Source organism: Pseudomonas paraeruginosa PA7 (genome assembly GCF_000017205.1).
GTDB classification, from domain to species: domain Bacteria; phylum Pseudomonadota; class Gammaproteobacteria; order Pseudomonadales; family Pseudomonadaceae; genus Pseudomonas; species Pseudomonas paraeruginosa.
In genome coordinates this window covers 4,391,875-4,408,586 of the sequence record NC_009656.1, presented here as the reverse complement: position 1 = coordinate 4,408,586, position 16,712 = coordinate 4,391,875, and the positions used below count along the sequence as shown (strand labels likewise).

Below are 16,712 nucleotides of genomic sequence, written 5' to 3'. Positions count from 1 at the left end.
CCATGGCTGCCAAGGTCCTGCTGGTCGAAGACGACCGCGCACTTCGCGAAGCCCTCAGCGACACCCTGCTGCTGGGCGGTCATGAGTTCGTCGCCGTGGAGTCGGCGGAGGCCGCGCTGCCGGTGCTGGCCCGCGAAGCCTTCAGCCTGGTGATCAGCGATGTGAACATGCCGGGCATGGATGGCCATCAGTTGCTCGGCTTGATCCGCGCGCGCCATCCGCACCTGCCGGTGCTGCTGATGACCGCCTACGGCGCGGTGGATCGCGCGGTCGAGGCGATGCGCCAGGGCGCCGCCGACTACCTGGTGAAGCCGTTCGAGGCGCGCGCGCTGCTCGACCTGGTGGCGCGTCACGCCCTGGGCCAGTTGCCGGGCAGCGAACAGGACGGACCGGTGGCGCTGGAGCCGGCCAGCCGGCAACTGCTGGAACTGGCCGCGCGGGTCGCGCGCAGCGATTCCACGGTGCTGATTTCCGGCGAGTCCGGCACCGGCAAGGAAGTCCTCGCCAACTACATCCACCAGCAATCGCCGCGCGCCGGCAAGCCGTTCATCGCGATCAACTGCGCGGCGATCCCGGACAACATGCTCGAGGCCACGCTGTTCGGCCACGAGAAGGGCTCCTTCACCGGCGCCATCGCCGCCCAGCCGGGCAAGTTCGAACTGGCCGATGGCGGCACCATCCTCCTCGACGAGATCTCCGAGATGCCCCTCGGCCTGCAGGCCAAGCTCCTGCGTGTGCTGCAGGAGCGCGAGGTGGAGCGGGTCGGCGCGCGCAAGCCGATCAGCCTGGATATCCGCGTGCTCGCCACCACCAACCGCGACCTCGCGGCGGAAGTGACGGCGGGGCGTTTCCGCGAGGATCTCTACTATCGCCTGTCGGTCTTCCCGCTGGCCTGGCAACCGCTGCGCGAACGACCGGCGGACATCCTGCCGCTGGCCGAGCGCCTGCTGCTCAAGCACAGCCGCAAGATGAACCTGGGGGCGGTTGCGCTCAGCGCCGAGGCCGCCCAGTGCCTGGTCCGGCACGCCTGGCCGGGCAACGTGCGCGAACTCGACAACGCCATCCAGCGCGCCTTGATCCTGCAGCAGGGCGGGCAGATCCAGCCGGCCGACCTGTGCCTCGCCGCGCCGATCGGCATGCCTCTCGCCGCCCCGGCGCCCGCGCCGCTGCCGGCGATGCCGCCGGCGGCGGCGAGCGTCGAGATTCCGGCGCCGAGCCTGCCGCAGGACGGCGCCCTGGGAGAGGACCTGCGACGTCGCGAGTTCCAGGTGATCATCGACACCCTGCGCAGCGAGCGCGGCCGTCGCAAGGAGGCCGCCGAGCGCCTCGGCATCAGCCCGCGGACCCTGCGCTACAAGCTCGCGCAGATGCGCGACGCGGGGATGGACGTCGAGGCCTATCTCTACGCCATCTGAGCGCTCGCCGTGTCCCCCAGGCCCGCCTCGCGCGGGCCTTTTGCATCGTCCTCCGGTCGTCGCCCGGGGCTGTTCGAGCGTGCGCGCCTGCCGATAACCGGAGAAGGGCCGGACCCGCCAGCGGTCGCCAGCATTGGCGGCGCACGTTGGCGTCGGGCCTTGGGGTCGACTTGGCACCCTTGTTGCTAACTCCTCTGCAAAGTGCCGGGCGGCGTCAAAAAAGCCGCGGCTGTTGGAGGAAGAGTCATGAGTCAGGGTGTCGAGTTCAATCGTCTGATGCTGGAAATGCGCTCCATGCAAATGGAAGCCATGGCCAAGGCCAAACCGGTTCAGGCGCCGGCCGAAGCGGGGGCGCCGAGCTTCTCGGAGATGCTCTCCCAGGCCGTGGGCAAGGTGAACGAGACCCAGCAGGCCTCCACCGCCATGGCCAACGCCTTCGAGGTGGGCCAGAGCGGTGTCGACCTGACCGACGTGATGATCGCCAGCCAGAAGGCCAGCGTGTCGTTCCAGGCCATGACCCAGGTGCGCAACAAGCTGGTCCAGGCCTACCAAGACATCATGCAGATGCCGGTCTGAGCGGCGCGAGGATAACTAGGTCATGGCCGATGCACTGATCGACAGCCAGGTTCCCGCCAAGAGCGGCGGTGCCGGGATGCTGAAGAAGTCCTTCCCGGGACTGTCGTTCCTCGACAACCTTTCCGAGATGACCATGCTGCGCCAGATCGGCCTGCTGGTCGGTCTCGCCGCCAGCGTGGCGATCGGCTTCGCCGTGGTGCTCTGGTCCCAGCAGCCGGACTACAAGCCGCTCTATGGCAGCCTCAACGGGGTCGACGCGAACCGCGTGGTGGAAGCGCTGACCGCGGCGGACATTCCCTACAAGGTCGAACCCAACTCCGGCGCGCTGCTGGTCAAGGCCGACGACCTCGGCCGCGCGCGGATGAAGGTGGCTTCCGCCGGCGTGGCGCCGACCGACAACAACATCGGTTTCGAGATCCTCGACAAGGAACAGGCGCTGGGCACCAGCCAGTTCATGGAGGCGACCAACTATCGGCGCGGCCTGGAAGGCGAACTGGCGCGCACCGTGTCGAGCCTGAACAACGTCAAGGCGGCCCGTGTGCACCTGGCGATCCCGAAGAGCTCGGTATTCGTCCGCGATGACCGCAAGCCCAGCGCCTCGGTGCTGGTCGAGCTGTATCCTGGGCGCAGCCTGGAGCCGAGCCAGGTGATGGCGATCGTCAACCTGGTCGCCACCAGTGTGCCGGAACTGGACAAGTCGCAGGTCACCGTGGTGGACCAGAAGGGCAACCTGCTCTCCGACCAGCAGGAGCTTTCCGAGCTGACCATGGCCGGCAAGCAGTTCGACTTCACCCGGCGCATGGAAGGCCTGCTCACCCAGCGCGTGCACAACATCCTGCAACCGGTGCTGGGCAACGGCCGCTACAAGGCCGAGGTGTCCGCCGACGTGGACTTCAGCGCGGTCGAGTCGACCTCGGAGATGTACAACCCGGACCAGCCGGCCCTGCGCAGCGAACAGCGCAACAACGAGGAGCGGCAGAACTCCTCCGGCCCGCAGGGCGTGCCGGGGGCGTTGTCGAACCAGCCGCCGGGGCCGGCCACCGCGCCGCAGCAGGCTACCGCTGGCGCGCCGGCCGACTACGTCGCGCCGGGCCAGCCGCTGAAGGACGCCAACGGCCAGACCATCATCGATCCGAAGACCGGCAAGCCGGAACTGGCGCCGTACCCGACCGACAAGCGCGACCAGACCACCCGCAACTACGAACTGGATCGCTCGATCAGCTACACCAAGCAGCAGCAGGGGCGCCTGCGCCGGTTGTCGGTGGCGGTGGTGCTGGACGACCAGATGAAGGTCGATGCGAAGACCGGCGAGGTCAGCCACCAGCCCTGGAGCGCCGACGAACTGGCGCGCTTCACCCGCCTGGTGCAGGACTCGGTCGGCTACGACGCCAGTCGCGGCGACAGCGTCAGCGTGATCAACGCGCCGTTCGCCCCGGCCCAGGCCGAGGAGATCGACAGCATTCCGTTCTATTCGCAGCCGTGGTTCTGGGACATCGTCAAGCAGGTGCTCGGCGTGCTGTTCATCCTCGTCCTGGTGTTCGGCGTGCTGCGTCCGGTGCTGAGCAACATCAGCGGCGGCGGCAAGGGCAAGGCGTTGGCCGACGGCGGCCGCGACGGCGACCTGGCGCTGGGCGACAGCGGCCTGGAGGGCTCGCTGGCCGACGATCGGGTCAGCATCGGCGGGCCGTCGAGCATCCTCCTGCCGAGCCCCACGGAGGGGTATGATGCGCAACTGAACGCGATCAAGAACCTGGTCGCACAGGACCCGGGCCGCGTCGCCCAGGTCGTGAAAGAGTGGATCAACGCCGATGAGTGAGCGCCATGAGTGAGAACCGTCTCGCCGCCAAACTGACCAAGGTCGACAAGGCCGCCATTCTGCTTCTCTCGCTCGGCGAGACCGATGCGGCGCAGGTCCTGCGGCACATGGGGCCGAAAGAGGTGCAGCGGGTCGGCGTGGCCATGGCCTCGATGCGCAACGTGCATCGCGAGCAGGTCGAGCAGGTAATGGGCGAGTTCGTCGAAGTGGTGGGCGACCAGACCAGCCTCGGCGTCGGCGCCGACGGCTATATCCGCAAGATGCTCACCCAGGCCCTTGGCGAGGACAAGGCGAACAACCTGATCGACCGTATCCTGCTCGGCGGCAGCACCAGCGGCCTGGACAGCCTGAAATGGATGGAACCGCGCGCCGTGGCCGATGTGATCCGCTACGAGCACCCGCAGATCCAGGCCATCGTGGTCGCCTACCTCGATCCCGACCAGGCCGCGGAGGTGCTCAGCCATTTCGACCACAAGGTGCGCCTGGACATCGTCCTGCGCGTGTCCTCGCTGAACACCGTGCAGCCGTCGGCGCTGAAGGAACTCAACCTGATCCTGGAGAAGCAGTTCGCCGGCAATTCCAACTCCACCCGCACCACCATGGGCGGGGTCAAGCGCGCGGCGGACATCATGAACTACCTCGACAGTTCGATCGAGGGCCAGTTGATGGACTCGATCCGCGAGGTCGACGAAGACCTGTCCGGGCAGATCGAGGACCTCATGTTCGTCTTCGACAACCTCGCCGACGTCGACGACCGCGGCATCCAGGCATTGCTCCGGGAAGTCTCCTCGGATGTCCTGGTGCTGGCGCTCAAGGGCTCCGACGAGGCGATCCGCGAGAAGGTCTTCAAGAACATGTCCAAGCGCGCCGCCGAACTGCTGCGCGACGACCTGGAGGCCAAGGGGCCGGTACGGGTCAGCGAGGTGGAAGGTGCGCAGAAGGAAATTCTCACCATCGCCCGGCGCATGGCCGAGGCTGGCGATATCGTCCTCGGCGGCAAGGGTGGCGAGGAGATGATCTGAGGTGGCGCCCCATGACAAGGACAAGGACGATTCCAGCGAACTGATCCGCGGCAAGGCCGTGGCCGCCTTCGATCTCTGGTCGCTGCCCAGTTTCGACGAGCCGCGCGAGGAACCTGCCGTCGCGCCGCCGGAGACGCCGGCGGTGGAAGCCGAACCGGCGCCAGCGGCGGTCGAGGAGGTCGAGCTGGAAACCGTCAAGCCGCCGACGCTGGAAGAGATCGAGGCGATCCGCCAGGACGCCTACAACGAAGGATTCGCCACCGGCGAGCGCGACGGCTTCCATGCCGGCCAGCTGAAGGCCCGGCAGGAGGCCGAGGAAGCGCTGAAGGAGCGCCTGGAGAGCCTCGAGCGCCTGATGGGCCAGCTCCTGGAACCGATCGCCGAGCAGGACACGCTGATCGAGCAGGGGCTCGTCAGCCTGGTCAACCATGTCGCCCGCCAGGTGATCCAGCGCGAGCTGCACATGGACTCCAGCCAGATCCGCCAGGTCCTGCGCGAAGCGCTGAAGCTGCTGCCGATGGGCGCAGAGAATATCCGCATCCATGTCAACCCGCAGGACTTCGAGCGAGTCAAGGCGTTGCGCGAGCGCCACGAGGAAAGCTGGCGGATCCTCGAGGACGATGCGCTGCTGCCGGGCGGCTGCCGCATCGAGACCGAGCACAGCCGTATCGACGCGAGCATCGAGACGCGCCTGGCACAGGCGGTGAAGCAACTGTTCGAGCAGCAGCGCGAACAGGCCACCCATCCGCTGGCCAGCGATATCCGCATTGACCTCGACGCTCCCGGAGACGTCGATGCGTCTTGAGCGCACCAGCTTCGCCCGGCGTCTGGAAGGCTACACCAATGCGGTCTCGCTGCCGGCCCAGCCGGTGGTCGAGGGCCGCCTGCTGCGCATGGTCGGCCTGACCCTCGAGGCCGAGGGCCTGCAGGCCGCGGTGGGCAGCCGTTGCAACGTGATCAATGAAAGCGGCTACCACCCGGTGCAGGTGGAGGCCGAAGTGATGGGTTTTTCCGGTAGCAAGGTGTACCTGATGCCGGTCGGCAGCCTCGCCGGCATCGCTCCTGGTGCGCGGGTCGTGCCGCTGCCGGATACCGGGCGCCTGCCGATGGGCATGTCGATGCTCGGCAGGGTGCTCGACGGCGCCGGCCGCGCCCTCGACGGCAAGGGCGGGATGCGCGCCGAAGACTGGGTGCCGATGGACGGCCCGACGATCAACCCGCTCAAGCGCCATCCGATCAGCGAACCGCTGGACGTCGGCATCCGCTCGATCAACGGTCTGCTCACGGTCGGCCGCGGCCAGCGCCTCGGCCTGTTCGCCGGCACCGGCGTGGGCAAGTCGGTGCTGCTGGGGATGATGACCCGCTTCACCAGGGCCGACATCATCGTCGTCGGGCTGATCGGCGAGCGCGGCCGCGAGGTGAAGGAGTTCATCGACGAGATTCTCGGCGAGGAGGGCCTCAAGCGTTCCGTGGTGGTCGCCTCGCCGGCCGACGATGCGCCGCTGATGCGCCTGCGCGCGGCGCAGTACTGCACGCGGATCGCCGAGTATTTCCGCGACAAGGGCAAGAACGTCCTGCTGCTGATGGATTCGCTGACCCGCTACGCCCAGGCCCAGCGCGAGATCGCCCTGGCGATCGGCGAGCCGCCGGCGACCAAGGGCTATCCGCCGTCGGTGTTCGCCAAGCTGCCGAAACTGGTGGAACGCGCCGGCAACGCCGAAGCCGGGGGCGGCTCGATCACCGCGTTCTACACCGTGCTTTCCGAGGGCGACGACCAGCAGGACCCGATCGCCGACGCCGCCCGCGGCGTGCTTGACGGCCACTTCGTGCTGTCCCGGCGGCTGGCCGAGGAAGGCCACTACCCGGCCATCGACATCGAGGCCTCGATCAGCCGGGTGATGCCGCAGGTGGTCGAGCCCGGGCACCTGCGCGACGCGCAGCGTTTCAAGCAGCTGTGGTCGCGTTACCAGCAGAGCCGCGACCTGATCAGCGTCGGCGCCTACGTCGCCGGCGGCGACGCCGAGACCGACCTGGCCATCGCGCGCTTCCCGGCGATGCGCCAGTTCCTGCGCCAGGCCCTGGACGAAAGCGAAAGCCTGGCGGACAGCCGTGCGCGCCTGGCGAGCCTGCTCGCCGGCGGCCAGGCCTGAGGCGCGCTGAGGCATGGAGAAGCGCGCGGCGCGGCTGGCGCCGGTGGTGGACATGGCCAGCAAGGCCGAGCGCGACGCCGCGACCCAGTTGGGCAACTGCCAGCAGCAGTTGCTTGCGGCACAGCAGAAGCTGGCGGAGCTGGAACGCTACCGCAACGACTACCAGCAGCAATGGATCAGCCAGGGCCAGAAGGGCGTCAGCGGCCAGTGGCTGATCAACTACCAGCGCTTTCTTTCACAGCTGGAAACGGCCGTCGTCCAGCAGGCCAACAGCGTGAACTGGCATCGCGAAGCGGTGGACAAGGCACGGCTCAACTGGCAGGAGAAGTACGCCCGCCTGGAAGGCCTGCGCAAGCTGGTCGAGCGCTACCTGGAAGAGGCGCGCCAGGCCGAGGACAAGCGCGAGCAGAAACAGCTCGACGAACTCGCCCAGCGTACCCGCCGCCAGGACGACTGAAGGCTCAGAAGAACGGACGCGATGCCTTGAGCATGAAGGTGGTGTCGCAGTAGCTGTTGTGTCCCGAGTAGGCGCTGCAATCGCTGCCGGTCAGGCTGGTGCCGCTGTAGGACAGGTTCAGGTCGATGCCCAGCCAGGGTCGCGACAGGTTCACCGACCAGTCGTTGAACACGCTCACATAGCCCCCGCCGCCGAGGCTCGCCGGATTGTCCAGGCGATGGTTGCCGTATTTCAGGGTGACGTCGAAACCGAACGGCGGATTGACCCCGAGGTCGGCGAACAGGGTGGTGTCGTTGCGTCCCGGGTCGCTGCTGAAGGCCGCGCCGAGGCGGCTGCCGAACACCGACAGGCCGCCGTAGAGTTCGGCGGCGTCGTTGGCCGGCTGCTCCGGACGGCTATAGCGGATCAGCCCCATCTCGTAGCCCAGGCGATTGTTCAGCGGACGCTTGAAGCCGGCGTAGGAGTCGATCTCGGTGGGCTTGCCGGGATCGAGGTTGGAGGTCCAGTTGCCGATGTACCAGCCGCTTTCGTGGCTGAGGTCGAGGCCGCCGTGGAAGCTGCCGGAGCTGCCCGGAGTGACCAGGCCCTGGGCCATGCTGCGGGTCGGGCTGGTCGCCAGTTTCAGTTCGAAGTCGCCCAGGTCGCGGGCCATTACCTGGGCCAGGGCCGAGGTGCTGGCGAGCAGGGCACAGGTGAGCACGAGCAGGTGCTTGAGCATGGTTCTCCCCTGGTGATGCGGACAACGGCGCTGCGCCGTTCTTCCCGCGCCATGCCAACGGCCAGGCCATGGCGCTGGGCCAGGCGAGGTCGGCAGGTTGGATGGGCGGGAAGAGCGGCGTGCTAGAGCGCCACGAACCATCTTAACCAAGGTTCGGCCCGGGGCCCGACCGCTCGTCAGGCACGAACGATTATTTGTTACCGCAGGCTTTCCGCGAGATTGGCCAGGCGCGCCACTTCAACCCGGTTGCGACCGCTGCTCTCGGCCCGGTACAAGGCCTGGTCGGCGGTGCTGTAGAGTCTGGCCTGGGCACCGCTGCCGAGGCTCGCCGCGCCGTTGCAGGTCGGCCTGGGCGTGGTCCGTCGCCACTTCGAAGGCGAGCATGGCCAGGCCAGGGATGATCTCCTGGCGCCAGGGCTGGTGGTCGGGGTCGGCGTGGAAGTCCCTGAGGGAGGACACCAGGATATGCACCAGGTTGACCGGCGCCGTCAGCAGTGCGAGGCAGGTCGGTCGTGCCAGGTTTTCCCGGGCGATGGGAATGGCCAGGGAGGAATTCACCTCGATCGCGTGCTGGATCGATTCGAGCGTCGTTCTGGCCACGTGCGGCGGTCCTGCATGGGCGTTGTGCCATCAGGGCATGGCAGCGGCGTGGAGGGTTCCTCATCCCTGTCTCCAGGCCGGTCGTCCGTTTTGCATGGGCGTACCTGGCCACTTCAGTCCGGCAGGCCGGAGGCCAGGATCAGCGCGACCAGCCCGAGGACGCTCCAGTATGTGGCCAGGGGCCCGGCGTGGTCGAACGGCAGCAGGGTGGAGCAGGCCAGGCCCAGGCCGATCAGCAGGTAATAGGCGAGGCCGAACAGGGCGCCGGCGCGGCCCCGGCAATCGGCATAGGCGTGCAGCGCCGGCCCCAGCAGATTGGGGATCGCCAGGCCGAAGCCGATGAAGATCGGCAGGGCCGGCGCGGCCCAGGCCAGTCCGTGGGCGTATCCCGCGAGCGCCAGCAACGTCTGCGCCGCCGCCCCGCCGGCCGCCAGCGCCAGGCCCAGGCGTACCCGACGGCCGCTGGGCCAGCCTGGCGGCAGGCGTCGGTTGAGCAGCGCGCCGAGGCTCCCGGCCAGGGCGATGGCCAGGCCGACCCAACCGAAGCCCAGCCAGGGCAGGTTGCCGACCATGAACGGGCCCGCGGCGTAGAAGGAAAACACCAGCACGTTCAGCACCGCCACCAGCAGCGCGCGCTTCTGCAACAGGCGGTCGGCGAGCGCCCGCCGGCACACCGCCAGGGTTCCCGGACCCGCCGTCGCCGGCGCATGGGTTTCCGGCCAGCGCAGGGCGACCAGCGCCAGCAGCGTGGCGAGTAGCGCGGCAAGGGCGGCGAACACCACCGGGTGGCCGCCCAGGTCGGCCAGCCACTGGCCGCTGACGGGACCGACGGCCGGCGACCAGGCCAGCACCGCGCCCAGGGTGACGAAATAGCTCATCAGCGCCGGCCCGTGCAGCACGTCGCGCAGGCTGGTCTGCACCGTCACCGAGCAGGTCGCCAGGCCCAGCCCCTGCAGCGCGCGACAGGCGAGCAGGCTGGCGTAGTCTGCGCTGGCCCAGGCGCCGAGGGTCGCCAGCGTGGCCAGGCCGAGCCCGCCGAGCAACGCCGGGCGGCGGCCGAGATGGTCGGCCAGCCAGCCCCAGAGCCAGATGCCCGGGGCGAAGCCGACGAAGAACAGCGCCATGGTCCATTGGCTGGTGGCGCCGTCCAGCTGCCAGTGGCGCGCGAGCGCCGGCAGGGCGGGCGAGAGAATGGTTTCGGCGGCCTGCGGCAGGGCGAGCAGGACGATCACCAGCGGCAGGGGAGGACAGGTACGCTCGGACATGGGCTCTCCGGAAAAAAGAGCCAAGCCTAGGCGGCATGTCGCTGGCAGAATGCAGCGGTCAGGACAGGAAACATCGCGAAGAGGACAAGATGCCGCGTTACCCCTACGAACAGGTCGACGATCCCGACCTCGCTCGCTGTCCGGTGGTCGGCATAGAGGTCGACAGCAGCGGCCACCGCAGTGACTGGCATTGCCATCGGCGCGCGCAGTTGCTGTACATGGCCGCCGGCAGCGTCACGCTGTACTTCGCCGAGCGCATCTGCCAGCTGACTCCGCTCCAGGCCGCCTGGCTGCCCTCCGGAGTGCCGCACCGCACGGTCCTGCATGGGCGTTTCGCCTACCGCAGCCTGTATTTCGCGCCGGAGGCGTTCAGCGACCTGGCGCAGGTGGCGCGGGTGGTGGAGGTCAATCCGCTGTTGCGCGAGCTGATCCTGCGCATGACCGGCTGGGCTGCCGATCTCGAGCTGGAAGGCCGGCACCGGACGCTGCTGCGCGCCCTGTTCGAAGAGCTGGCGGCGGCGCCGGAACAGGCCGCGAGCCTGCCGCTGCCGCGCGACCCGCGGGCGTTGCGGGTGGCCGAGGCGCTGCTGGCGCAACCGGCCGAGGGCCGTGGCATCGACGCCTGGGGACACGAGGTGGGGGCCAGCGGGCGGACCCTGGCGCGCCTGTTCGGTGACGAGACCGGCCTCAGCTTCGCCCGCTGGCGGACCCAGGCGCGCCTGTTCGAAGCGCGCCGGCGACTGGCCGAAGGGCGTTCGGTGACCGAGGTCGCCCACGCCCTGGGCTATGCCAGCGACAGCGCATTCATCGCCATGTACCGGCGGGTTTGCGGGCAGTCCCCGGGACGGGCGCTGCGTGGCGCGGACTGAGGCGTCAGAAGCGCTCGTGGACGCCGAGGTAGCGCCATTCTCCGGATGGCAGCCTGGCCAGCGACAGCGCGCCGATGCGCAGGCGACGGATGCCGCGTACCTCCAGTCCCTCGCTTTCGCACATGAAGCGCAACTGGCCGGGCTGGGCACCCTTGAGGGCGAAGCGCAGGTGGTTTTCGTTCTGCCAGCTGACCTTGCATGGCGGCAGTGCCCGGCCGCGGTAGGCAAGACCATGGCGTAGCCGTTCGAGACCGCCGGGAGGCAGTTCTCCGGCGACTTCCACGAGATATTCCTGTTCGATCCGCGCGCCGTCCTCGACCAGTTTGCGCAGCACGCCATGTTGCTGGCTGAACACTAACAGGCCGGACGCCTCGGTATCCAGCGGGAGCGTCGCGCGTTGCCGGGCGAAATGCTTCTTCAGCGGCCGCAGGACGCTGGCGTCGGCCTCCCAGCGGTGCGCCGCGACCAGCAGCCGGGCGGCTTCGTCCTCCCGGCAACCGGCCGGCTTGTGCAGCAGCAGGGTGACCGGCGCGAGCGGCTCGGGACGGGCACCGGGAAGCAGTTCCACGCGCTGGTCGAGCACCTTGAACTGTGGCTCCTCGACCACCGTGCCGTCGACGCTGACCCAGCCTCCCTCGATGTACAGCTCGGCCTCGCGGCGCGAGCAGGCGATGAGTTCGACGAGGCGTCTGGACAGGCGGATCGGTTCGGTCATGGCGGGGAGCACTGGCGTGGCGGGCCGCCAGTGTACCCGTTGGCGCGGCTGGCGCCGAGGAATGATTCGTCCGGCGGTCGGTCCCAACAGAAGGAACCTGTCGGGAGAAACCTATGCATTCACGCCTGATCGATGGCCTGGAGTGGGACCTGGACGAGGACGGCAGCGGCAGCCTGTGCAACGTCCATGGCGACAAGGTGCACCTGCGCCAGGGCGACATGGACGGCGCCTGCGGACCCTACTGCCTGGTCATGGCGATGCTGGTCCGCGGCCAGTTGCGCCGGCGCCAGGCCAAGGGCCTGGAGCGGGTCGATAGCCGCAGCCGCTATGGGCGCCTGATGAAAGCGCTCGGCCAGCACGGTCCCCTGCTGCGGGTGGGCACCACCGGCGTCGACCTGCTGGAGCTGCTGGCGCAGATCAACGATACCGAGCACTTCGCCCTGAAGGGCGAGGGGCGCCTGCTGGTCCGGCGCACCAGGGAATACCTGCAGGGCGGTTATCCGGTGGTGCTGGGCTTCCACGGACGCAAGGGCAGCGACATCCGCCACTGGGGCCTGGCCATCGGCATGAGCGAGCGCGCCTTCCTGCTCCTCGACCCGGCCCACGACCTGCCGCGCGGCCAGGCCTGGAACGCGGTGATCAGCGGCGAGGCGCATGGCTCGCGCTTCGGTTATCGCTACATCAACGCCAAGGGCACCTGGGCGGTGACCCTCAAGGAAATGGTCGCGCTGCTCTGAGAGCTGCGGCGGGTTTTGTTACAGCCCGTGTGCAAGCGCGCAAACGCGATGGATCAGCGACTAGAGTGGTGTTTTTCCGCTTGGAAGGAGAGAACCCATGCCGGGCCTGTCTATGCGCGCCATCCTGCTGAGCGCCGTTGCGCTGCTCGCTCTCCCGGCACAGGCGGTGGACGCCGGCCGCCACGCCAGCGAACTGGGCAGCGTCGAAGTCACCCCGGTGGTCGGCGGGCTGGCCTATCCCTGGGCCGTGGCCTTTCTCCCTGGCAACGGCGGCATGCTGGTCACCGAGCGTCCCGGTCGCCTGCGTCTCGTCAGCCCGGCGGGCGAGCTGTCGGCGCCTCTGGAAGGCGTGCCGAAGGTCTTCGCCAGCGGCCAGGGCGGCCTGCTCGACGTGGCCCTGTCTCCAGGTTTCGCCGAGGACCGGCTGGTCTACCTGACCTACGCCGAGGCTGGCGCCGATGGCCGCGCCGGGACCACCGCCGGACGCGGGCGGCTGTCGGCGGACAAGCGCCGGCTGGAGAACTTCCAGGTGATCTTCCGGCAACTGCCCAAGCTGTCCAGCGGCCATCACTTCGGCTCGCGGCTGGTCTTTGACGGCCATGGCCACCTGTTCATCGCGCTGGGCGAGAACAACCAGCGCAGCACCTCTCAGGACCTCGACAAGCTGCAGGGCAAGATCGTCCGGTTGTATCCGGATGGCGGCATTCCCAAGGACAATCCCTTCGTTGGTCGCGCCGACGCGCGCCCGGAAATCTGGAGCTATGGCCACCGCAACCAGCAGGGCGCCGCGCTGAATCCCTGGACCGGCCAGCTCTGGACGCACGAGCACGGGCCGCGCGGCGGCGACGAGATCAACATTCCCCGGGCCGCGGGGAACTACGGCTGGCCGTTGGCGACCCACGGCATCAACTACACCCTGCTGCCGATCCCCGAGGCCAGGGGCAAGACCGTCGAGGGCAGCGAGGCGCCGCATCACGTCTGGGAGAAATCGCCGGCGATCAGCGGCATGGCGTTCTACGACGCGACACGCTTCCCCGCCTGGCAGCACAACCTGTTCATCGGCGCGCTGGCGACGCAGGAGCTGATCCGCCTGCAACTCGACGGTGAGCGGATCGTTCACGAGGAACGCCTGCTGGGCGATCTAGGGGTGCGCATCCGCGATGTGCGGCAGGGGCCGGACGGCTATCTCTACCTGCTCACCGACCAGAAGGACGGGCAACTGCTGCGCCTGGGGCTGCTGCCGAAATGATCAGCCCTGGCTGCGCTTGAGCCGGACGTACAGCGCCTCGACCTTTTCCCGGGCCCAGGGCGTCTTGCGCAGGAAGGCCAGGCTGGACTTGATGCTCGGATCGTTCCTGAAGCAGCGGATATCGACGCGTCTGGCGAGCTCCGCCCAGCCGTGATGGGCGACCAGTTCGGTGAGCAGTCTTTCCAGGGTAACGCCGTGCAGCGGATCGGGGTGGCTGGCCATGGGACAATCGGGACTCGGGCATGAAAAAGGGGATGGAGCGTGGCACATCTGCGTGCCGGCCAGCCATCCCCTTCGGTGTTCCCGCTACGGACGGGTGATCAGCGTTTCTTGCTGATGGTGATCTGCCGGGAAGGCCCATAGACCTGGCCGCTGACGCCCTTGGCGATCTTCTGGATCTCGCCGCCGGCCTGGAGGAAGGCGGCGACCTGCGCTTCGATGGACTCGCGGGTTTCCACCGCGGGAGCCGGCTTGGCGACTTTCGGAGCGACGGTTTTCTTCATGATGGCCATATCCGGGGACCTGTCTCTGCATTAAATATGGCCGTTCATTATAACCGAAGCGGGGTTTTATTTCATCTTGAATATTATCGATCAGATTTCGGGCGTAACCTGCTGTTTTCCATAAAGACCGTTAGCCAATACCCGAGAGGCACGCTGCGGTATTTCCAGCGGCCTTGCTTGGCGTGGACCGCGCATGGCGAGGCGCGGGAAGATTCCGGGAGTAAGGTTCTACGCTGCGCTGAAGAATGGCGCTGTTTATTTATCCCGATATAGGCGGGGGTGCTCTGCATCGCTTATTCCGAGTTGTCCGGAAAGTTGTTTCGGGTTATTGGGTGAAGTTGTGTGAAACATGTGTTTTCCAGTTGCTCTGGAAGACACTTCGCCAATGACCGCGCATCGCTTCCTCCCGTCTCCCGGTGCTAACCTGCTGCACCCCGAGCCGAACGCGAGCGCCGCATGCCTGCCATCCTGTCTTCCCGCCAGCGCAACGCCCTGCGCCTGGCCTGGCGCTTCATGGCGCCCTATCGCTGGCGCATGCTGGGTGCCCTGGCGGCGCTCCTGTTCACCGCGGCGATCACCCTGTCCCTCGGCCAGGGCATCCGCCTGCTGGTGGACCAGGGATTCCTCACCGCCTCGCCGGAACGACTCGATCGCTACATCCTGCTGTTCTTCCTGCTGGTGCTCGGCCTGGCGCTGGGCACCTTCGTGCGCTTCTACCTGGTGTCATGGATCGGCGAACGCTTCGTCGCGGACATCCGCAAGCGCGTGTTCGACCACCTGATCGAGCTGCATCCCGGCTTCTACGAAACCAACCGCAGCTCCGAAATCCAGTCGCGCCTGACCGCCGACACCACCCTTTTGCAGACGGTGATCGGCTCTTCGCTGTCGATGGCCCTGCGCAACGCCCTGATGCTGGTCGGCGGGGTGCTGTTGATGTTCGTCACCAACGCCAAGCTGACCAGCATCGTGGTACTGGCGTTGCCGCTGGTGATCGCGCCGATCCTGCTGTTCGGTCGCCGCGTGCGCAGCCTGTCGCGGGAAAGCCAGGACCGGGTGGCCGACGTCGGCAGCTATGTCGGCGAGACCCTCGGCCAGATCAAGACGGTACAGGCCTACAATCACCAGGCGCAGGACCGCCAGCGCTTCGCCGGCACCGTCGAGCGGGCCTTCGACACCGCGCGCAGGCGCATCGCCCAGCGTGCCTGGCTGGTCACCGTGGTGATCGTGCTGGTGCTCGGCGCGGTCGGGGTGATGCTCTGGGTCGGCGGCCGTGACGTGATCGCCGGTAGCATCTCCGCCGGCGAACTGGCCGCCTTCGTCTTCTACAGCCTGGTCGTCGGCATGGCCTTCGGTACGCTCAGCGAAGTGATCGGCGAGCTGCAGCGCGCCGCCGGCGCCGCGGAGCGCATCGCCGAACTGCTCGAGACTCGCAGCCAGATCCGCCCGCCAGCTCAGCCGCTGGTCCTGCCGGCACGGGTGAGCGGACGACTGGAACTGCAAGGGGTGAGCTTCGCCTATCCGACCCGCCCTGCGCAGTGGGCCATCGACGACATCAGTCTGGTCGTCGAGCCGGGGGAAACCCTGGCCCTGGTCGGTCCTTCCGGGGCCGGCAAGTCGACCCTGTTCGACCTGCTGCTGCGCTTCTTCGATCCGCAGCAGGGGCGGCTGTTGCTGGACGGTCAGCCGATCGTCGAGCTGGACCCGGCCGACCTGCGCCGCTGCTTCGCCCTGGTTTCGCAGAACCCCGCGCTGTTCTTCGGCAGCGTGGAAGACAACATCCGCTACGGCCGCCCCGGCGCCAGCGCCGCCGAGGTCGAGGCCGCGGCGCGGGCGGCGCATGCCCACGAGTTCATCCTGCGTTTGCCGCAGGGCTACGCCACTCATCTGGGCGAGGGCGGCATCGGCCTCTCGGGGGGGCAGCGCCAGCGCCTGGCGATCGCCCGCGCGCTGCTGGTGGACGCGCCGCTGCTGCTGCTCGACGAAGCCACCAGCGCGCTGGATGCGGAAAGCGAACACCTGATCCAGCAAGCCCTGCCCAGCCTGATGAGCGGGCGCACCACCCTGGTGATCGCCCACCGCCTGGCCACGGTACAGAGTGCCGATCGCATCGCGGTGATCGACCAGGGCCGGTTGGTGGCGATCGGCAGCCATGCCCGGCTGATCGCCGAGAACCCGCTGTATGCGCGCTTGGCGGAGTTGCAGTTCGCCGTCGCCGGTCGCTAGTTCAGAGCGGCTTGTCGATGCCCGCGTACTGCTTGTCCAGCTCGCCGATGCGCTGCGCATAGGCGCGGGACAGGCACCCGGTGTCGCCGCCGCAGCGGCGCCGCTCCTGTAGCCAGGCCTGCTGCCGGTCCTGCATCGCGCCACGTCCGCCCATGGCGAACAGGCCGCGCAGGAAGCGGTATTTCACGCTCATCTCGACGTCCTGGTCATTGAGCGCGCGGTTGGCGCAGATGGCTTTTTCATCGGCCCGCGTGGCCTTCTCGCAGTCGAAACTGGCCGCATGCGCCAGGGGGGCCAGCAGGATGCCGGCCAGGGCCGGGAATAGCAGATGCTTCATGCCGCTCTCCGTTGCGTTTCGTTCGAAGCTTCGACGCCGGCGCGGGAGAAGGGTTCGGCC

Annotated in this window: 17 protein-coding genes and 1 pseudogene; 11 read left to right on the top strand and 7 right to left on the bottom strand. The window is 68.1% G+C overall.

The window, feature by feature from the left end:
• Nucleotides 1–2 precede the first annotated feature (2 nt).
• From fleR to fliJ, 7 genes are all read left to right on the top strand, one after another.
• The gene (gene fleR / locus PSPA7_RS20295; protein WP_012076712.1) at nt 3–1,415 is read left to right on the top strand and encodes a sigma-54-dependent response regulator transcription factor FleR; all 1,413 of its coding nucleotides are present in this window, start codon (nt 3–5) and stop codon (nt 1,413–1,415) included.
• Between the two features lie 246 nt (nt 1,416–1,661).
• Complete coding sequence (gene fliE / locus PSPA7_RS20290; protein ID WP_003158014.1) at nt 1,662–1,991, top strand: flagellar hook-basal body complex protein FliE; 330 nt, start codon at nt 1,662–1,664, stop codon at nt 1,989–1,991.
• A gap of 22 nt (nt 1,992–2,013) precedes the next feature.
• On the top strand, nt 2,014–3,807 hold the full coding sequence (gene fliF, locus PSPA7_RS20285; RefSeq protein ID WP_012076711.1) for a flagellar basal-body MS-ring/collar protein FliF: 1,794 nt from the start codon (nt 2,014–2,016) through the stop codon (nt 3,805–3,807).
• Nucleotides 3,808–3,812: 5 nt separating this feature from the next.
• Nucleotides 3,813–4,829, top strand: a complete 1,017-nt coding sequence (gene fliG / locus PSPA7_RS20280) for a flagellar motor switch protein FliG (RefSeq protein ID WP_012076710.1) — start codon at nt 3,813–3,815, stop codon at nt 4,827–4,829.
• A 1-nt stretch (nt 4,830) separates the two neighbouring features.
• Nucleotides 4,831–5,634: a flagellar assembly protein FliH gene (fliH, locus tag PSPA7_RS20275; RefSeq protein WP_003158012.1), complete on the top strand. Its 804-nt coding sequence runs from the start codon at nt 4,831–4,833 to the stop codon at nt 5,632–5,634.
• Nucleotides 5,624–6,979 (top strand): flagellar protein export ATPase FliI, encoded by a 1,356-nt coding sequence (fliI, locus tag PSPA7_RS20270; protein ID WP_012076709.1) that lies wholly within the window; start codon nt 5,624–5,626, stop codon nt 6,977–6,979. The genes fliH and fliI overlap by 11 nt, the downstream gene beginning before the upstream one ends.
• Before the next feature lie 13 nt (nt 6,980–6,992).
• Nucleotides 6,993–7,436 carry a flagellar export protein FliJ gene (fliJ, locus tag PSPA7_RS20265; RefSeq protein ID WP_003158011.1) on the top strand — a complete coding sequence of 148 codons (444 nt, stop codon included), beginning with the start codon at nt 6,993–6,995 and terminating at the stop codon, nt 7,434–7,436.
• Nucleotides 7,437–7,440: 4 nt separating this feature from the next.
• Here the strand turns inward: fliJ and PSPA7_RS20260 are convergent, their stop codons facing one another.
• The 3 genes and pseudogenes from PSPA7_RS20260 to PSPA7_RS20250 form a co-directional block, all read right to left on the bottom strand.
• Nucleotides 7,441–8,154: a TorF family putative porin gene (locus tag PSPA7_RS20260; protein ID WP_003158010.1), complete on the bottom strand. Its 714-nt coding sequence runs from the start codon at nt 8,152–8,154 to the stop codon at nt 7,441–7,443.
• Nucleotides 8,155–8,550: 396 nt separating this feature from the next.
• A pseudogene (locus PSPA7_RS31835) lies at nt 8,551–8,754 on the bottom strand (GGDEF domain-containing protein); the annotation flags it as partial.
• A gap of 113 nt (nt 8,755–8,867) precedes the next feature.
• Nucleotides 8,868–10,019 (bottom strand): MFS transporter, encoded by a 1,152-nt coding sequence (locus tag PSPA7_RS20250; protein WP_012076707.1) that lies wholly within the window; start codon nt 10,017–10,019, stop codon nt 8,868–8,870.
• A gap of 89 nt (nt 10,020–10,108) precedes the next feature.
• On the opposite strand from PSPA7_RS20250, the gene PSPA7_RS20245 reads away from it, so the two are divergent.
• Nucleotides 10,109–10,888 carry an AraC family transcriptional regulator gene (locus tag PSPA7_RS20245; RefSeq protein WP_012076706.1) on the top strand — a complete coding sequence of 260 codons (780 nt, stop codon included), beginning with the start codon at nt 10,109–10,111 and terminating at the stop codon, nt 10,886–10,888.
• 4 nt (nt 10,889–10,892) lie between these two features.
• On the opposite strand, the gene PSPA7_RS20240 is transcribed toward PSPA7_RS20245, so the two are convergent.
• Entirely contained in the window at nt 10,893–11,603 is a 711-nt protein-coding gene (locus PSPA7_RS20240; RefSeq protein ID WP_012076705.1) for an rRNA pseudouridine synthase, read from the bottom strand.
• Between the two features lie 113 nt (nt 11,604–11,716).
• Here PSPA7_RS20240 and hcuA point away from each other — a divergent pair, with 113 nt between their 5' ends.
• The gene (hcuA, locus tag PSPA7_RS20235) at nt 11,717–12,340 is read left to right on the top strand and encodes a hydrophobic compound transporter HcuA (RefSeq protein WP_012076704.1); all 624 of its coding nucleotides are present in this window, start codon (nt 11,717–11,719) and stop codon (nt 12,338–12,340) included.
• A gap of 97 nt (nt 12,341–12,437) precedes the next feature.
• A complete protein-coding gene (locus PSPA7_RS20230; protein ID WP_003157645.1) occupies nt 12,438–13,589 on the top strand; it encodes a PQQ-dependent sugar dehydrogenase in 1,152 nt (383 codons plus the stop codon).
• Here the strand turns inward: PSPA7_RS20230 and PSPA7_RS20225 are convergent, their stop codons facing one another.
• Nucleotides 13,590–13,811 carry a VF530 family protein gene (locus tag PSPA7_RS20225; RefSeq protein ID WP_003157644.1) on the bottom strand — a complete coding sequence of 74 codons (222 nt, stop codon included), beginning with the start codon at nt 13,809–13,811 and terminating at the stop codon, nt 13,590–13,592. It abuts the gene before it with no gap.
• 98 nt (nt 13,812–13,909) lie between these two features.
• The gene (locus tag PSPA7_RS20220) at nt 13,910–14,101 is read right to left on the bottom strand and encodes a PFL_1563 family small protein (protein ID WP_003157643.1); all 192 of its coding nucleotides are present in this window, start codon (nt 14,099–14,101) and stop codon (nt 13,910–13,912) included.
• Between the two features lie 447 nt (nt 14,102–14,548).
• On the opposite strand from PSPA7_RS20220, the gene hcuC reads away from it, so the two are divergent.
• Nucleotides 14,549–16,315, top strand: a complete 1,767-nt coding sequence (gene hcuC, locus PSPA7_RS20215; protein ID WP_012076702.1) for a hydrophobic compound transporter HcuC — start codon at nt 14,549–14,551, stop codon at nt 16,313–16,315.
• A gap of 1 nt (nt 16,316) precedes the next feature.
• On the opposite strand, the gene PSPA7_RS20210 is transcribed toward hcuC, so the two are convergent.
• Nucleotides 16,317–16,652, bottom strand: a complete 336-nt coding sequence (locus PSPA7_RS20210; protein WP_003157845.1) for a lysozyme inhibitor LprI family protein — start codon at nt 16,650–16,652, stop codon at nt 16,317–16,319.
• Nucleotides 16,653–16,712: the final 60 nt, after the last annotated feature.